Origin of the sequence: Mesorhizobium sp. M0340 (assembly GCF_040321535.1) — a bacterium.
In the GTDB taxonomy this organism is placed as follows: Bacteria; Pseudomonadota; Alphaproteobacteria; order Rhizobiales; family Rhizobiaceae; genus Mesorhizobium.
Map to the genome: position 1 here is coordinate 13,793 of NZ_JAMYRR010000018.1, position 16,020 is coordinate 29,812.

General features: G+C 63.0%; 13 protein-coding genes and 1 pseudogene. 7 read left to right on the forward strand and 7 right to left on the reverse strand.

Features of this window, described 5'->3' with window-relative positions; translation table 11 throughout:
- Nucleotides 1-164: 164 nt before the first annotated feature.
- Together NKI79_RS23290 and NKI79_RS23295 are read left to right on the forward strand one after the other, a co-directional pair.
- On the forward strand, nt 165-653 hold the full coding sequence (locus tag NKI79_RS23290; protein ID WP_352804839.1) for an NUDIX hydrolase: 489 nt from the start codon (nt 165-167) through the stop codon (nt 651-653).
- A 646-nt stretch (nt 654-1,299) separates the two neighbouring features.
- Entirely contained in the window at nt 1,300-5,064 is a 3,765-nt protein-coding gene (locus NKI79_RS23295; protein WP_352804842.1) for a vitamin B12-dependent ribonucleotide reductase, read from the forward strand.
- 127 nt (nt 5,065-5,191) lie between these two features.
- Here NKI79_RS23295 and NKI79_RS23300 read toward each other — a convergent pair whose 3' ends face one another.
- Nucleotides 5,192-6,202 (reverse strand): MBL fold metallo-hydrolase, encoded by a 1,011-nt coding sequence (locus NKI79_RS23300; RefSeq protein WP_352804845.1) that lies wholly within the window; start codon nt 6,200-6,202, stop codon nt 5,192-5,194.
- A 355-nt stretch (nt 6,203-6,557) separates the two neighbouring features.
- On the opposite strand from NKI79_RS23300, the gene NKI79_RS23305 reads away from it, so the two are divergent.
- Nucleotides 6,558-6,758: a type II toxin-antitoxin system HicB family antitoxin gene (locus NKI79_RS23305; RefSeq protein ID WP_352477395.1), complete on the forward strand. Its 201-nt coding sequence runs from the start codon at nt 6,558-6,560 to the stop codon at nt 6,756-6,758.
- 170 nt (nt 6,759-6,928) lie between these two features.
- Here the strand turns inward: NKI79_RS23305 and NKI79_RS23310 are convergent, their stop codons facing one another.
- Nucleotides 6,929-7,945, reverse strand: coding sequence for a glycoside hydrolase family 25 protein (locus NKI79_RS23310; RefSeq protein ID WP_352804847.1), 1,017 nt, complete (start codon nt 7,943-7,945; stop codon nt 6,929-6,931).
- 258 nt (nt 7,946-8,203) lie between these two features.
- Between NKI79_RS23310 and NKI79_RS23315 the strand changes: the two genes are divergently transcribed.
- Entirely contained in the window at nt 8,204-9,118 is a 915-nt protein-coding gene (locus NKI79_RS23315) for a hypothetical protein (protein WP_352804849.1), read from the forward strand.
- Between the two features lie 13 nt (nt 9,119-9,131).
- On the opposite strand, the gene NKI79_RS23320 is transcribed toward NKI79_RS23315, so the two are convergent.
- The 5 genes from NKI79_RS23320 to NKI79_RS23340 form a co-directional block, all read right to left on the reverse strand.
- A complete protein-coding gene (locus tag NKI79_RS23320) occupies nt 9,132-9,344 on the reverse strand; it encodes a hypothetical protein (protein WP_023717422.1) in 213 nt (70 codons plus the stop codon).
- A 118-nt stretch (nt 9,345-9,462) separates the two neighbouring features.
- Nucleotides 9,463-9,861 (reverse strand): GFA family protein, encoded by a 399-nt coding sequence (locus tag NKI79_RS23325; RefSeq protein ID WP_352804852.1) that lies wholly within the window; start codon nt 9,859-9,861, stop codon nt 9,463-9,465.
- A gap of 194 nt (nt 9,862-10,055) precedes the next feature.
- Nucleotides 10,056-11,012 carry an alpha/beta fold hydrolase gene (locus NKI79_RS23330; protein WP_352804854.1) on the reverse strand — a complete coding sequence of 319 codons (957 nt, stop codon included), beginning with the start codon at nt 11,010-11,012 and terminating at the stop codon, nt 10,056-10,058.
- Between the two features lie 41 nt (nt 11,013-11,053).
- On the reverse strand, nt 11,054-11,539 hold the full coding sequence (locus NKI79_RS23335) for an SRPBCC family protein (protein WP_352804857.1): 486 nt from the start codon (nt 11,537-11,539) through the stop codon (nt 11,054-11,056).
- A 120-nt stretch (nt 11,540-11,659) separates the two neighbouring features.
- Complete coding sequence (locus NKI79_RS23340; protein WP_023674751.1) at nt 11,660-11,908, reverse strand: ParB N-terminal domain-containing protein; 249 nt, start codon at nt 11,906-11,908, stop codon at nt 11,660-11,662.
- Between the two features lie 155 nt (nt 11,909-12,063).
- On the opposite strand from NKI79_RS23340, the gene NKI79_RS23345 reads away from it, so the two are divergent.
- The 3 genes and pseudogenes from NKI79_RS23345 to kce all read left to right on the forward strand — a co-directional run bounded on the left by NKI79_RS23345 (nt 12,064) and on the right by kce (nt 16,014).
- The gene (locus NKI79_RS23345; protein ID WP_352804859.1) at nt 12,064-13,704 is read left to right on the forward strand and encodes a N,N-dimethylformamidase beta subunit family domain-containing protein; all 1,641 of its coding nucleotides are present in this window, start codon (nt 12,064-12,066) and stop codon (nt 13,702-13,704) included.
- A gap of 1 nt (nt 13,705) precedes the next feature.
- A pseudogene (locus NKI79_RS23350) lies at nt 13,706-15,074 on the forward strand (aminotransferase family protein).
- A gap of 10 nt (nt 15,075-15,084) precedes the next feature.
- On the forward strand, nt 15,085-16,014 hold the full coding sequence (gene kce / locus NKI79_RS23355; protein ID WP_352804862.1) for a 3,5-dioxohexanoate:acetyl-CoA acetone transferase: 930 nt from the start codon (nt 15,085-15,087) through the stop codon (nt 16,012-16,014).
- Nucleotides 16,015-16,020 lie beyond the last annotated feature (6 nt).

Below are 16,020 nucleotides of genomic sequence, written 5' to 3' on the forward strand. Positions count from 1 at the left end.
AAATGCCGGCGTGATGCTCGCGCGGCCGCCCCATTTGGGCGAGACCGGCGCAAATCGGCAGAATCTCGCTGGTCCATGAAACATTTTTTACTTTTATTGCTTATAATTAGCCGTAAGATTCATGAGACGGCAAATGATTCTGGAAGCTGGGGCAAGCTTCTCCGATGTTGACGAGGCCAACGACGCACAACCATCTGGCCGAAAGGGTCCAGCGACTCTTCGGCGCGGTGCCGTCCCGCCTGCAGGTTGCAGCGTTGCCCTGGCGCGATAGCGGGGACGGCGTCGAAATCATGCTGATCACCAGCCGCGATACCGGCCGCTGGGTGCTTCCCAAGGGCTGGCCGGAAGCGAAGGAGCCGCTTTGCGAAGCGGCGGCGCGCGAAGCCGGCGAGGAGGCCGGGCTGCGCGGCACGATCTCGCATCACGAGGCCGGCCGCTATTTCTACGCCAAGGTGCTGGATTCCGGCGAGGAAGTGCCGTGCGAGGTTCTGGTGTTCCCGCTGCAGGTCGACAAGGTCGCCGACCGGTGGAAGGAAAAGCGGGCACGCACCCGCAAGTGGGTCAGCGCCGGCGAGGGTGTGGGCATGGTGCATGAACCGGACCTTCGCCAGATCATCGCCCATTTCTGCGCCGATCCACGCCGGTTCTCCTGAGCCCGAGCGGCGCATAGCCGCGGTCAGGTGCCGCGAACGCCATCGCCGAAGCACCTCCGCGCGGCGCCGAACCTTCCTCGCCGCGCTCCGCTTCTATCCCCGTTATCCACATATGTGACACACAAGATGTTGGGGTCATAAAAGCTACGCAAACGAATCCTTGACGGCGCAAAACGAGTCGCCTTTTATAGGCCATGCGCTCCTGTTGAGAGTGCGACCGGAAAAGTTTCGAGGCCGGTCTTTTTCCCGGAATATGTGCGTTTTGATCCGCATTCTCGCCTGTTTACGAGGCCGGCGAAGGCGTGGGATTTTGAAGCCTTGGGGGGCGAAAGGGGAGGATTGTCGGGCTTGAATAAATTGTCTGTTAACACTATATTTAGTGTTTGCAGATAGGTTCGACGCTAGATAATGTGAATTTCCCTCGACCGAGGGTGTTACAAAAAGTTTTCAGTTTTGAGGGACCCACAGGGTCCGTGAGCGCGTCGGACAGCGGCCTCGCAAGAGGTCCGACCGGCAGGGCGGCGGAGACTGTGACGATGAGAGCCGGCGGTTTCGAACGCCGGCAGACGGCGGCCATGCGCGTTTCGTCAAGAGGGCAGAAATCCTCTGGGAAAAGCGCTATATGTAGACAAAAGGGACCGGACCAATGCGCATCGAGCGTCGTTTCACCAAGCCAGGGCAATCAGCTTACGCGGAGATCGAATTCCGCAAAGCGCTTTCCGAGATCAAGAATCCGGATGGCTCGGTGGTGTTCCGCTTGGACAACATCGACGTGCCGGCGCAGTTCTCCCAGGTTGCCGCCGATATCCTGGCGCAGAAATATTTCCGCAAGGCTGGCGTCCCGGCACGGCTGAAGAAGGTCGAAGAGACGCAAGTTCCCTCCTTCCTGTGGCGCTCCGTTGCCGACGAGGCTGAACTGGCCAAGCTGCCGGAAGCCGAGCGCTACGGTTCCGAGACCGACGCCCGCCAGGTCTTCGACCGGCTTGCCGGCACCTGGACCTATTGGGGCTGGAAGGGCGGCTACTTCAAGTCGGAGGAAGACGCGCGCGCCTTTCGCGACGAGCTCGCCTATATGCTGGCCACCCAGCGCGTCGCGCCGAATTCGCCGCAATGGTTCAACACCGGCCTGCACTGGGCCTATGGCATCGACGGTCCGAGCCAGGGCCATTTCTATGTCGACCCGTTCACCGGCAAGCTGACCAAGTCGAAGTCTTCCTACGAGCATCCGCAGCCGCATGCCTGCTTCATTCAGGGCGTGCAGGATGACCTCGTCAACGAGGGCGGCATCATGGATTTGTGGGTCCGTGAGGCGCGCCTGTTCAAATATGGCTCCGGCACCGGCTCGAACTTCTCGTTCCTGCGCGGCGAAGGCGAAAAGCTGTCGGGCGGCGGCCGCTCGTCGGGGCTGATGAGCTTCCTCAAGATCGGCGACCGCGCGGCGGGCGCAATCAAATCGGGCGGCACGACGCGCCGCGCGGCGAAAATGGTCATCGTCGACGCCGACCATCCCGATATCGAGGAATTCATCGACTGGAAGGTCAACGAGGAGCAGAAGGTCGCCTCGCTGGTCACCGGCTCGAAGATCGTCAAGAAGCATCTCGAAGCGATCATGAAGGCCTGCATCAACTGCGAAGGCAATGGCGACGATTGCTTCGACCCGGCGGTCAACACCGCGCTGAAGCGCGAGATCAAGGCGGCCAAGAAGGACGCGGTGCCGGAGAACTACATCTACCGCGTCATCCAGTTCGCCAAGCAGGGCTACACCTCGATGTCGTTCAAGACCTACGACACCGACTGGGATTCGGACGCCTATCTCACCGTTTCCGGCCAGAACTCCAACAATTCGGTGTCGCTGAAGGACGATTTCCTGCGCGCCGTCGAGCAGGACGGCGACTGGCATCTCACCGCCCGCAAGGACGGCAAGGTGCTGAAGACGCTGAAGGCGCGCGATCTCTGGGAAAAGATCGGCTACGCCGCCTGGGCGTCGGCCGATCCGGGCCTGCATTTCAACACGACGATGAACGACTGGCACACCTGCGCCTCGGCCGGTGCGATCCGGGCGTCCAACCCGTGCTCGGAATACATGTTCCTCGACGACACTGCCTGCAATCTGGCGTCGATCAACCTACTGCCCTATCGCAACGCCGACGGCACCATCGACATCGCTGCCTACGAGCACACGGTGCGGCTGTGGACCATGGTGCTGGAAATCTCCGTCATGATGGCGCAGTTCCCGTCGAAGGAGATCGCCAAGCTTTCCTACGAGTACCGCACGCTCGGCCTCGGCTACGCCAACATCGGCGGCCTGCTGATGACCTCGGGCATTCCTTACGATTCCGACGAGGGCCGCGCCATTTGCGCCGCCCTCACCGCGATCATGACCGGCACCGCCTATGCCACTTCGGCTGAAATGGCCGCCGAGCTCGGCGCCTTCCCCGACTACGACCGCAATGCGCAGAACATGCTGCGTGTCATGCGCAATCACCGCCGCGCGGCCTACGGCGAAAGGGACGGCTACGAGAAGCTTGCCGTCAACCCGGTGCCGCTGGTCGCCTCGGATCTCAAGCAGCAGGAGCTTGCCGACCATGCCAAGGCCGCCTGGGACCGCGCCATCGAGCTTGGCGAGGAGCATGGCTACCGCAACGCGCAGGCAACGGTGATCGCACCGACCGGCACGATCGGCCTGGTGATGGATTGCGACACCACCGGTATCGAGCCCGACTTCGCGCTGGTGAAATTCAAGAAGCTCGCCGGCGGCGGCTATTTCAAGATCATCAACCGCGCCGTGCCCGAAGCGCTGCGAACCCTCGGCTATTCCGAGGCCCAGATCGCCGAGATCGAGGCCTATGCCGTCGGCCACGGCAATCTCAACCAGGCGCCGGGCATCAATCCCGGCTCGCTCAAGGCAAAAGGCTTTACCGACGAAAAGATCGCCGCACTCAATGCGGCATTGAAGTCGGCCTTCGATATCAAGTTCGTCTTCAATCAGTGGACGCTGGGCGCCGACTGGGTGAAGGAGACGTTCGGCTTCACCGACGAGCAGCTCAATGATTTCTCGTTCGAGATGCTGCCGGCGCTGGGTTTCTCGAAGAAGGACATCGAGGCCGCCAACATCCATGTCTGCGGAGCGATGACGCTGGAAGGCGCGCCGTTCCTGAAGGCCGAACACCTGCCTGTGTTCGACTGCGCCAGCCCGTGCGGCAAGATCGGCAAGCGTTCGCTGTCGATCAACAGCCACATCATGATGATGGCGGCGGCACAGCCCTTCATTTCCGGCGCCATTTCCAAGACCATCAACATGCCGAACGATGCGACGGTGGAAGACGCCAAGGGCGCCTACATGCTGTCGTGGAAGCTGGCGCTGAAGGCCAACGCGCTCTATCGCGACGGCTCGAAGCTGTCGCAGCCGCTCAACGCCTCGTTGCTTGCCGACGTCGAAGACGACGAGGACGAAGCGCTCGAGCAGCTGATCGCGGCACCGGCCGCGCAGCGCGCCGTGCAGGTGACCGAGAAGATCGTCGAGCGCGTCGTCGAGCGTCTCTACCGCGACCGCGAGAAACTGCCGAACCGCCGCAAGGGCTATACCCAGAAGGCGGTCGTCGGCGGCCACAAGGTCTATCTCAGGACCGGCGAATTCGATGACGGCCGCCTCGGCGAGATCTTCATCGACATGCACAAGGAAGGTGCCGCCTTCCGGGCGATGATGAACAACTTCGCCATCGCCATTTCGCTCGGCCTGCAATATGGCGTGCCGCTCGAGGAATTTGTCGAGGCCTTCACCTTCACCAAGTTCGAGCCGGCCGGCATGGTGCAGGGCAACGACGCCATCAAGAACGCCACGTCGATCCTCGACTATGTGTTCCGCGAACTCGCCGTCTCCTATCTCGGCCGCCACGACCTCGCCCATGTCGACCAGTCGGACTTCGACAAGACCGCACTCGGGCGCGGCATCAACGAAGGCAAGGCGACGCCCTTCTCCAAGGGCCTGACCCGCGGCGCCTCGCCGGTCAAGCTGGTGTCGGGCATGGGTGCCGAGCCCAAGGGCTTTGCCGGCGCGGGCTCCGGAACTCCGGCCCGTACCGCCCCGACCGCCTTCTCCGGCTCCAACGTGCTGACGCTGAAGCCCGCCAGTGACGAGGCCATTGCCTACAAGCGCGACTACGAGGAGCGCGCCAGGGAACTGGTCGAGGACATCGTCTACGCGGAAGCCTCCGACCCGACGGAGCTGTTCACCGACGAGGCCGCGAAAGAAGCAGCCGAAGCCAAAGCGCTCGCCGCCAACCGGCGCCAGCAATCGCTGATGCAGGGCTACACCGGCAACGAATGCTCGGAATGCCATAACTTCACGATGGTGCGGAACGGGACTTGCGAGAAGTGCGACACTTGCGGGGCTACGAGCGGATGTAGCTGAGATAGCTGATAGGCAAGTTCATCGCTTGGAGGTGGGTTGACGGCAACCCACCTCTAACGGCCAAAGCTCGCGACGTTGCTCGTGCGGTCGTTCAAACGCTGTGCTCGGCCCTAACCCAATACGCGGGTCAGTAGTCCCAGACAGCCGGCACGCAACGAAAGACATCGCCGTCCACCGCCACATGGCAGATAGACGGGAACGGCAGGTGAGTGGCCACCAGCGGCTCGCGGGTCGCCGCCAGCTCCCGCAAAAGATTGATCCGGACGCGGGCCGCCTCCTCGGGGTCGTGTTCGAAGCCGTTGTGCCAGTCGGGTTGGTCGAACCCGACCTGGAACACGGCGTCGCCGGCGAAGGTCAGCCGATCGCCGCCGGACGCTAGGCGGACCACGCTGTGCCCGGGGGTGTGGCCGCCGGTGAGCGTGACGACCACCCCCGGCGCCACCTCATGCTCCGTCTCAAACGGCCGCAACTGGCTGTGGTAGTCGTTCACGAACCGCTTGGCCGCCCGCCGCAGCGCATCCGGGAACCCCGTTGGCATGGAGACGCGGGAGAAATCGGGCGACTCCCAGAACTTGAGCTCGGCGGCCGCCACGTGAATCCGCAGATCCGGACGCAGCCGGTCCTTCACCCCGTCGATGAGGAGGCCGCCAATGTGGTCCATGTGCATATGGGTCAGCACCACGTCGGTGACGGATGCGAGATCGATGCCGGCGGCCTCCAGTCGCGAGACCAACCGCCCGGCCCTCGGCAAGTGCAAGTCCGGGTCCATCCCCAGCCCGGCGTCCACGAGTATGGTCCGGTCGCCGCTGCGTACGACGACCACGTTCAGCGGCCACTCGAGCACGTCCGGCGGTAGGAACATGTCGTCCAGCCAGGCCGCCCGGAGGGCCGGGTCGACGTTATATGCCATAACCGGCGCTGGTATCGGCAGCACTCCATCGCTGACCACCAGCACGTCGATGTCGCCGACCTGCAGCGCGTAGCGCGACGGAACCAATTCGGACTCCGGTCTACCGTTGCTGTGCTTGGCGTTCAGGCTGTCGGCGCAGTGCTGGATCGAGGGGTGTGAAATGTTGTCCAAGCTCATGTTTGTCTCCTGCTGACCAGTCGTGCGGGTTTTTGTTTCTGCCTGCGACATGATGCGCTCCTGTTTTGCGTGATCGAGACGTGTGGGTCACAAGCCACGTCGGGGACCCTATGGGGAAGCGTGTCGGCTATCGAGCTACACCTGAGGATGGGTCAGCCTGTGCTCTCAGTGGACCGCAGCGAGGATTTGGTGGTGAAGAGGCTGGCATGAGGGAGTAGACGCTCTCGCCCACCGAACCGCGCCCCGCGCTCAGCGTTGACTCGAAGCCGTCCTCAATATCCGTGACGATGTGCTCATTAGAGCAGGAAAGATCTCAGGAGGAGCTGCTGTTCAACTACGTCGGTGTAGATGATCGGCCGCTAGCCATAATGACATTTCCAACCGAAGAGGTCGCGCAATGCGTTACGTGGCAGTCATCGAAAAGCCGGAAACAATTTTTCCGCTTAGCTGCCGGACCTACCCGGCTGCATTGCGATCGGTGCTCGAGGTGGAAAAACCGAAATTCGCGACGCAATACGCTTTCACATCGAAGGCCTCGCGCGCCGATGGACTGGATGTGCCCAAAGGTGTCAGCCTGGCGGAATATGCGGAATATATTGAGGCGTAAAAGCTGCGCCTCCCCTTCTCCCCTTGTGGGAGAAGGTGGCCGAGCGAAGCTCGGTCGGATGAGGGGTGCTCCAGCTTGGCACGGCGGCACTCCGTCCAACACCCCTCATCCGGCTCGGCGCTGCGCGCCGATCCGCCTTCTCCCACAAGGGGAGAAGGCAAGAGCTGCCGCTACTCCGCCTCCGCTACCATCTGCCGGCCGCCAACCCAGTCGCGCCATGCCCGCTCATCGCCATGGAACACGTTGAGGTCGATGCGGCCCCTCACCCCGTGCGACAGGCCGGAGCCGGAATATTGCCAGAACAGCCATTTGCGGCCGGGATAGACCTTTGACGGGTGGGCGGCTACGGCGCGCAGCCAGAATGGATAATCGGGGAAGGCGCCGCGCAGATTGTCGCGGTAGAAGTCGGGCGCGGTGTAGATGATCGGCCGCTGGCCGTAGTGGCGCTCGAGCTTGTCCATGAACACTTGCATCTTTTCCAGCACCTTTTGCCGCGATGGGCGCCGCTTGCAGCTGGATTCGCCGTTCCACTCGACATCGATCACCGGTGGCAGCGCCCCCTCGACCCTCGGCACGTTGCGGATGAACCAGTCGGCCTGCTCGCCGGCGGTGCGGCACCAGTAGAAGAAGTGATAGGCGCCGCGCTTCAAGCCGGCGGCGTCGGCATTGCGCCAGTTCCTGGTAAACATCGGGTCGATATGATCGCCGCCGTCGGTCGCCTTGATGTAGGCGAAGTTGGCGCCCTGGGCGCGCAGCTTTTGCCAGTTCACATTGCCCTGCCAGCGCGAAACGTCGACGCCATGGACGGCAAGGCGCCTCGGCGAGGAGGACTTACCGAAATTGATCGGCTTGGCGTCGCGAAAACCATAGCGCGTGACCGGCTCGGCAAGCATCGCCGGTGCTGCGCGTGTCAGCCGCTTCGGCGGCGACATCAGCGCGATGACCTCGGCCGGCGGTTCGACGTCCTGATCGGGTACGTCCATCGCGACCGGCCGTTCGTCCTGCTCCTGTTCGGCAAAAGCGGGCGCAGCGTCAGTTTTCGCCACGGATGCCACCGGCGCCGGTGGCCGCACAACCGAGCTGGTGGTCTCGCTGGACGGCACTTGCAGCCCATCGACGCCGGAGGTCGACGTACAGCCGGCAAGGCACAGCGCTGCGATCGAAAAGATGACGCCTGATAACCGCATCTGGACCTGTACGCAAAACACAACAGACCGAAGGCAGGACAACGCCGCCGGACAAACCAAGCTGTATTCCTAACAAGAAACTACCAACAAAGTTTGAATCGAATTGTCAGGGTTTGCATCGGGGCGTTCGCCCGGACGGGGGTGCGCTTTCCCCCAACGTTCGGCCACATGGATGCCTCGCAATCCCGCTTGACAACTCACGACATGAGATTAGTCTCCACTAATCTTACGGTGTAAGGCCATACTTGGGAGGAAGTCATGCAGCCCGCCGCCCTGTCAGAATTTCAGCCCGTAGCCCCACCCAAGCCACGCTCGCCCGCCATCGGGATCGACGAGATATCTGGCGATCTCAGCCGCGTCATCGAACGCTCCGAGGTCAATGCCTGGCTCGATCTCTATCGCGCTGCCCCGGCAGACTTTGCCGCAAGGCAAGGCCTTGCCATCGCCGAAGATGGCGATCTCGTCTGGACCACCTGCACGACGATCCCGTTCATCCATTTTAACTGCGTCAAGAATCTCGGTGTCGATAGCGCTGCCACCGAGAGCCGGCTCGACGCGCTTCTGGCGCATTATCGCGAGGCCGGTATTCTGCGGCCCTGGTTCTACACCAATCCGCATACCGAGCCCGCGACGCTCAGCTGCTGGCTCGAGGCACGCGGCCTGCAGCGTCAGGGCGGTTGGGAACGCATCTTTCGCGACGCCACGCCATTGCCAACGGAGCCGCTTTTCCCGTCGAAGGATGTCTCTGTCGAGCGGGTGACGTCGGCAACGGCAAAGGAATGGGCTGGGTTCATCGACAGCCAATATCGGTTGCCGACCTCACCGTGGTTGCTAGCGCTGGCCGGCCGACGCGGCTGGCATCATTACATGCTGCGGCGGGACGGCGCGGTGGCGGCGGTGCGCTCGATGTTCATCGGTGCCGACGGCATGGCCTGGAGCGGCATCGACGCGCCGGTGCCCGGCATCATGGCGCCGAGCTTCGACCTCGATGCAATGCTCGGCGAAGCGATGGTGCGCGACGGACTTGCGGCCGGTGCAAAACTGTTCGTGTCCGACATCGAGGCGCCGCACGCCGAACGCGACGGGCCGGCATATCGCAACTATGCGCGCCTCGGCTTCAGGCTCGCTTATTTCCGCAGCCATTACAGCTATTTGCCGGCAAATTCCGGCTGACCGCTTCAAGACCCTAACCGCACAGCCACAGCTTGTGGCACGTCGTGGCCATAAGGTGGGCCGGCGGTACAAAACGATCGTTGACCGCCACATCATCGTCCGCCCGGCGGACCTTTTCCTCGAGCAGCGTGCGAAGTTCTGCCGGCTGCACGCGGTCGCGCTCCATCACCAGCTTGATCATCGGATCACTCAAGAGCTCGTCCAGGGTGTTGATGCTGTCGTTCATTCCGTCGCCTCCTCGACTGCCGCCCGCACGCAATAGATAGGCAGCAATGATGGCCCGCCAATGACGCTTTGCCGGCTATCTCGTGTCGCTTTGGATTAAATTATATCCAGACTTCACCTCAAGCCGGAGGTGGCGCGCCTTCATATTGCGGCAGGCCGTCGTCGATCTGGACCCAGGGCTGCTTCGAGGCGGTCCAGATATGCATCTCAGGCCTGAACACCGAAGGATCATCGAGCGAGCCGGTCGTGATGCCGATGATGCCGGCGGAATCGCGCCGGGAAAACAGCGTCGTGCCGCAACGCGGGCAAAAGCCACGCTTGAGATCGGGCGAGGAATTCACCGTCGCCAGCGGTCCGTCGACCGTCACATCGTCGATGCGGAACAGCACGCGCGCGTTGAAGGCGGCACCCAGTGCCTTCTGGCAGAGCCGGCAATGGCAGACGCGCTCATTGATCGGTGTCGCCTCGACATGGTAGCGCACCGCACCGCACAAACACCCGCCCTGATATCTTGCCATCGCCCATGTCCCTTCCTGCGAGGATAGGCGATACCTATCGATAGGCGTGGCACCGTCAATTGAAAAGCTTTGATGGCGTTATCTAAAGCTGTGATCCGGCCGATGGGCGATCGGCTGGATGCGCCGAGCCAAGGCCTCATCAACGAAATGCCGGCCATCTCGCGGGAGACGGCCGGCAGACAATTGACTGGACGTCAGTTCGTTTCGTTGACGACCTCATCCCAAGTCTTGACCTTGGTCTCGCCATTGAGGAACGGCAGCGTGGCAGCTGTCAGTTCCGGCGCGAAGAACACGTCGTAGTGGGTGCGGTTCGGCAGGATCGCCAGGCGGTTTTGTGACAGGTTCTCGCGCATCCAGCCGGCGTCCTTCAACCCGCCGCCAAGCATCTGGTAGAACTTGATCTCGTGCTCGGGCCGGTACATGTCACTGTCGCCGAACACCAGCATGACCGGCATTTTCAGCTTCGGCACGTCGGCAGAATAATCGTAGTCCTTGCGCATATAGGCGCCGAGTTGGTCGAGCAGTTTCGGAAAATCCTCCGGATGCGGCGCGACCGCGACGTAGGATTTGTACATCGGCGTGTCCTTCATCATGTCGGCCATCGCTGCGCCGACTTGTGCCTGCTGGCCACGCATCTCGGCATAGAAGCCGTCCGCGGCGTAGCCGGTCGAGATCAGAACGAGCCGGCGCACCACGTCGGGATGCTGCACAGCCATGCGGAAGGCGACGCCCCCACCCAGCGAATATCCCATGACGTCGACCTTGTCGTAGCCGAGCGCCTTGACGATCGCCGCCATGTCGTCGCCCATCGCCTCCAAGCTGAGCGGCCGGTCGCCGAGCGCGGTGCGGCCATGGCCCTGCAGGTCGACCCCGATGACGGTGCGGTTTTCGGTAAGCTTCGGCAGGATCGGCGCGAACATGTCGGTTGTGCCGAGACCGCCATGCAGCAGAAGCAGTGGCTCGCCCTTGCCATAGACGGCGTAATAATAGTTCAGGCCGTTGATCGGCAGCAGGCCGGACTTTTGCGGCTTCGGCAGTGTTGCGGTTGCGGTCGTCATGGCGGGCTTGGCCTCCTCTGCGTTGATGGTGCCCGGCGCGGCAAAGAGCGCGGCGGCCGAGGCGAAAATGGCAAAAAATATCGATCTGGACATATCAGTCTCCCTCTCTCGTTTGCATCAAAGTCGCTTGTGCATCAAAGTAGCTTGGCGACCTCCTCGAGCTGTTCGGCGCACTGGCCCCAGCCGTCGTGAAAACCCATTTTCTCGTGCTGTTCGCGGTCGGCGACCGACCAATGCGCAACCCGGGCGATGTAGCGGGTCTTGCCCTCGCCCTCGTCGTCGAAGGTCAGCACGACCGTCATGAACGGCTTTTCGGACGGCTCCCACGCCTTGGTATAGGCATCGGTGAAGACGAGCTTTTTGCCTGGTACGACTTCGAGGAAGATGCCTGAATTCGGGAACTCCTTGCCGTCGGGATCGGCCATGACGACAAGGGTGGAGCCACCGGTCCGCACATCCATTTCGGCGCGCGGCGTCGTCCACGGCTTCGGCGAGAACCATTGCGTCAACAGGTTCGGCTCGGTCCAGCAGCGATAGACGTTCTCGCGCGGCGCATCGATGATGCGGGCGAGAACCAGTTCGCGGTCGGAGTTGGGGGCGATGTCGAGCTTGGTGGTCATGGCGTTCCTCACACGTCGGTTTTGGCTTCCGTGTCTAGGACGAACAAACAAGACGCAAGCCGACACGGCCCGCGAAAAAATCCGCGGGACCGGAGATTCGAGCGACGGAACTGAGTGGCTTCAGTGGCGCTTGGCTTGCACCAGATAGGCGTCGATCTCGGTCTCGCCGAGCCACTTGGCCGCTTCCAGCCGATGCAACCCTTCGACTAGGATATGGCGCTTGCCGTCATGGCGCACCTGGATCGGCATCTTCATGCCGTTTTCCAGAATGTCCTCGGCCAGATGGCGGACGGTCTCGGGATGCAGCGTCTTCTTGCGCGCGGTCGGCACGTAGATATCGTTGACCCTGACCTTTTGCACTCTCAGCATATCGGCTCCCGTGCGGACAACGCCGCCCTTTGTGAGATAGTCTGTTTGTCAGGCAAGGCCAAGTGAGCAGCCCGGCAATGGCTGGCCCGATCGTTTCCAATTGACGCTTGGCCGGCGGATAGCCGAAATGGCGGCCTTCGACCTTAGCGGTGTCCATGAACCATCTGCCGACCGAGTTTCCCGATTTCGGACTGACGCCGGAGCAGCGACGCCAGGCGGTGCGCAGCCATTACTGGGAATGGCTCGGTATGGATGGCGGGCGCGGCGAAATCTGGTGCTACAGCGACCGTTTTTCCTATCGCCCCGGCGAGATGGTGGCGCTGCATGTCAGTTCGACGGCCGCCGGTTTCGGCATCGCGATCATCCGCGACGGCGGCGCGGAAACGACAATGTTCGAAAGGACCGGGATTGCGGCGCGCTGGCAAGATACGCCGGATCAATGTTCGGTCGAAGGCTGCGGCTGGCAAGCGTCGTTCGAGTTTCGCATCGGCGACGACTGGCCATCCGGCGCCTATCGCGTGACGCTTGAAGCGGACGGTCACGACGGTAAGCCGATCCGCTGTCATCACCTTTTCATCGTCTCGCCGCAGCCCGGCAAGCAACCCGGCCGCGTGCTGCAGGTCGCGGCCACCGGCACCTGGCTCGCCTACAACACATGGGGCGGTTCCAACCATTACGAAGGCATCACCGGGCCGGCCCGCGACCAGTATGCACGAATGGTGTCGACGCAGCGGCCTTGGTGCCGCGGCTTCGTCGTGCTGCCCAAGGATGCGCCGCGCGTGCCGCTCGAAGTCGCGGTGCCGCCAAAAACCGTGCCGCGCTATCCGCACATGGAATGGGCCTTTGCCACCGGCCATTCGAAGAAATACGCCTCAGCCGGCTGGGCAAGCTACGACAGCCATTTCTTCCGCTTCGCCGAGCGTGCCGGCTACGCCGTCGATCTCGCCAGCCAGCACGACCTGCATTTTTCGCCCGACATCCTCGACGGCTATGACTGCGTCGTCTTCGTCGGCCACGACGAATATTGGACCTGGGAAATGCGCGATGCGGTCGACACCTATGTCGAGCGCGGCGGCCATGCGGCGCGCTTTGCCGGCAATTTCATGTGGCAGACCAGGCTGGAGGACGAAGGCCGCCGGCAGGTCTGCTACAAATACCGCGCCCGCGCCGAGGACCCGGCCTATCACGGCGGCGATGTGAGGCGCGCCACCAATTCCTGGGAGGCGCCGGAAATCGGCCGGCCGGGTGCATCGACTTTTGGGCTCAACGCGACGCGAGGCGTCTATGCCGGCTGGGGTGGCTGTGCGCCGCGCGGTGTGCGCGGCTTTCCGGTCTACCGGCCGGAGCATTGGGCCTTTGCCGGTACCGGCATCTACTATGGCGACCTGCTCGGCGCCGACAGCCATGTCTATGGCTATGAGGTCGATGGGCTCGATTTCGAGATCCGCGGCGGCCTACCCTACCCCACGCCCGACAGCGGCGCACCGGACGGCCTGCAGGTGCTCGCGGTCGGCATGGCTGCCCAGGTCGAGGAAAGCGCCGACATTCCGTTCGAGGACCAGTTCCTCGGCGACGAGGACGGCCGCTTCACCGCCGAAACGCTGTTCGGCGAGGCAAGCGACGCCAATCTCGACAAGGTCAAACGCGGCAACGGCATGATCGTCAATTTCCGGCGCGGCAAAGGCGAGGTGTTTCACGCCGGAAGCTGCGAATGGGTTGCCGGCCTGCTAAGGCAGGATGCGATGGTCGAGCGTGTAACCAGAAATGTCCTCGACCGCTATCTCGGAAAGTCATGACATGCTGAAGTCCCCTGCCCCGGAAGCCCGCGAAGCCTCGCATCTGTTTTATCTGTCCAGCCTGCGCCGGCCGCTGATCGACCGCGCCGAAGGCATCTACATGTGGACGCAAGATGGCCGCCGCTTCATCGACGGATCGAGCGGGCCGATGGTCGCCAATATCGGCCATTCCAACCGCAACGTGCTCGACGCGATGAAACGGCAGATGGACCGCGCCACCTTCGCCTACCGCCTGCATTTCGAGAACGAACCGGCAGAGGAGCTCGCGCGGCAACTGGCGGCCAAACTCCCCGAGGGCCTGGACCGCATCTTTTTCGTCTCCGGCGGCTCGGAGGCAACGGAATCCTGCGTCAAGCTGGCGCGGCAATGGGCGGTCGCCATCGGCCAGCCCAGCCGCTGGAAGGTGATCACGCGCTTTCCGTCCTATCATGGCGGCACGCTCGGCGCGCTCGCCGTCACCGGCGACGATGCGCTGGCCGAAACTTTTGCGCCGATGATGCAGGTCATGCCGACGGTGCCGGCGCCCACCGCCTGGCGTGACCGCGACAATCTTTCGATGGAACAGCGCGGTATCCGCTACGCCGACATGCTGGAGGAAAAGATCCTCGCCGAGGGACCGCAGAGCGTGCTCGCCTTCATCATGGAGCCGGTCGGCGGCGCTGCCACGGCTGCATTGGTGGCGCCCGACAGCTATTATCCGCGCATCCGCGAGATCTGCGATCGCTACGGCATCCTGCTCATCCATGACGAAGTGATGAGCGGTGCCGGCCGCACCGGAAAATTCCTTGGCGGCGACCACTGGAACTGCAAGCCTGACATCGTCGCGCTGTCGAAGGGGCTGGGCTCGGGCTATGCCCCGCTCGGTGCGCTGGCGGTACCGATGCGGCTGGTGCAGCCATTGCTCCGCGTCGGGCGGCTTCCAGCACGGCCATACCTATGCCGGCAATCCGCTCGCCTGCGCCGCCGGGCTCGCCGTGCTCGGCGAGATGGACCGTCTCGGCCTGATCGCGAACGCGGCTGTCATGGGCGAGCTATTGATGGCCGAGCTGAAGGGATTGGCGAAGCGGTTTCCGTTCATCGCCGACGTCCGCGGCAAGGGCCTGCTCACCGGTGCCGAAATGGTCGCCGATCCGGACACGCTGAGGCCGATCGAGCCGGCGAAAAAGGCCACTCAGCGCCTGCTCGACCTCGCCTATGAGCGCGGCTTGATCATCTACGGACGCAAGGTCAAGGGCGGTGTCGACGGCGACAATTTCATGGTTGCGCCGCCGATGATCGTCACCGCCGCGCAGATCGGCGAGATCATATCCATCATCGGTGACGCGCTCGAGGTGCTGGCCGGCGAGCTCGACCTGCCGGTCGAAGGCTGAGGAACGAACCATGGCACCGCGCAAAGTCATCATCACCTGCGCCGTCACCGGGTCGGTGCACACCCCGTCGATGTCGCCGCATCTGCCAGTGACGCCGGACCAGATCGCCGCACACGCAATCGCCGCCGCCGAGGCCGGCGCTTCGATCCTGCATCTTCATGCCCGCGACCCTAATGATGGGCGGCCGACCGCCGACCCCGAGGTGTTCATGCAGTTCCTGCCGCGCATCAAGCAGGCGACTGATGCGGTGATCAACATCACCACCGGCGGATCGTCGCTGATGACGCTCGACCAGCGGCTGGCCGCGCCGCTCAGGGCCGAGCCGGAAATGTGTTCGCTCAATATGGGTTCGATGAACTTTGCGCTGTTCCCGATGCTCGAGCGGCCGCGGGAATGGCAGCACGAATGGGAGCCGAAACTGCTCGAGGCCACCCGCGACACGATCTTCAAAAACACCTTTGCCGACATGGAGACGGTGCTCGAGAAGCTCGGGCGCGGTTGCGGCACGCGCTTCGAATTCGAGTGCTACGATGTCGGCCATCTCTATTCGCTGGCGCATTTTCGCGATCGTCGGCTGGTGTCTGGACCTTTGTTCATCCAGTTTGTTTTGGGCATCCTTGGCGGCATCGGCGCCGATCCAGAAAACCTGATCCACATGAAGCGCATCGCCGACAAACTGTTCGGCGACAGCTACCAATTTTCGGTGCTGGCCGCCGGACGCCACCAGATGCCGATGATCTCGATTGCGGCGGCGATGGGCGGCAACGTCCGCGTCGGGCTGGAGGACAGCCTCTACGACGGGCGCCAACTCGCCAAGTCCAATGCCGACCAGGTGCGCCGCATCCGCAGCGTGCTCGACGGATTGTCGCTGGACGTCGCGACCCCGGCCGAGGCGCGGCAGATGCTGGCGCTCAAGGGCGGCGACCGTGTGGCGTTCTGAGATGCG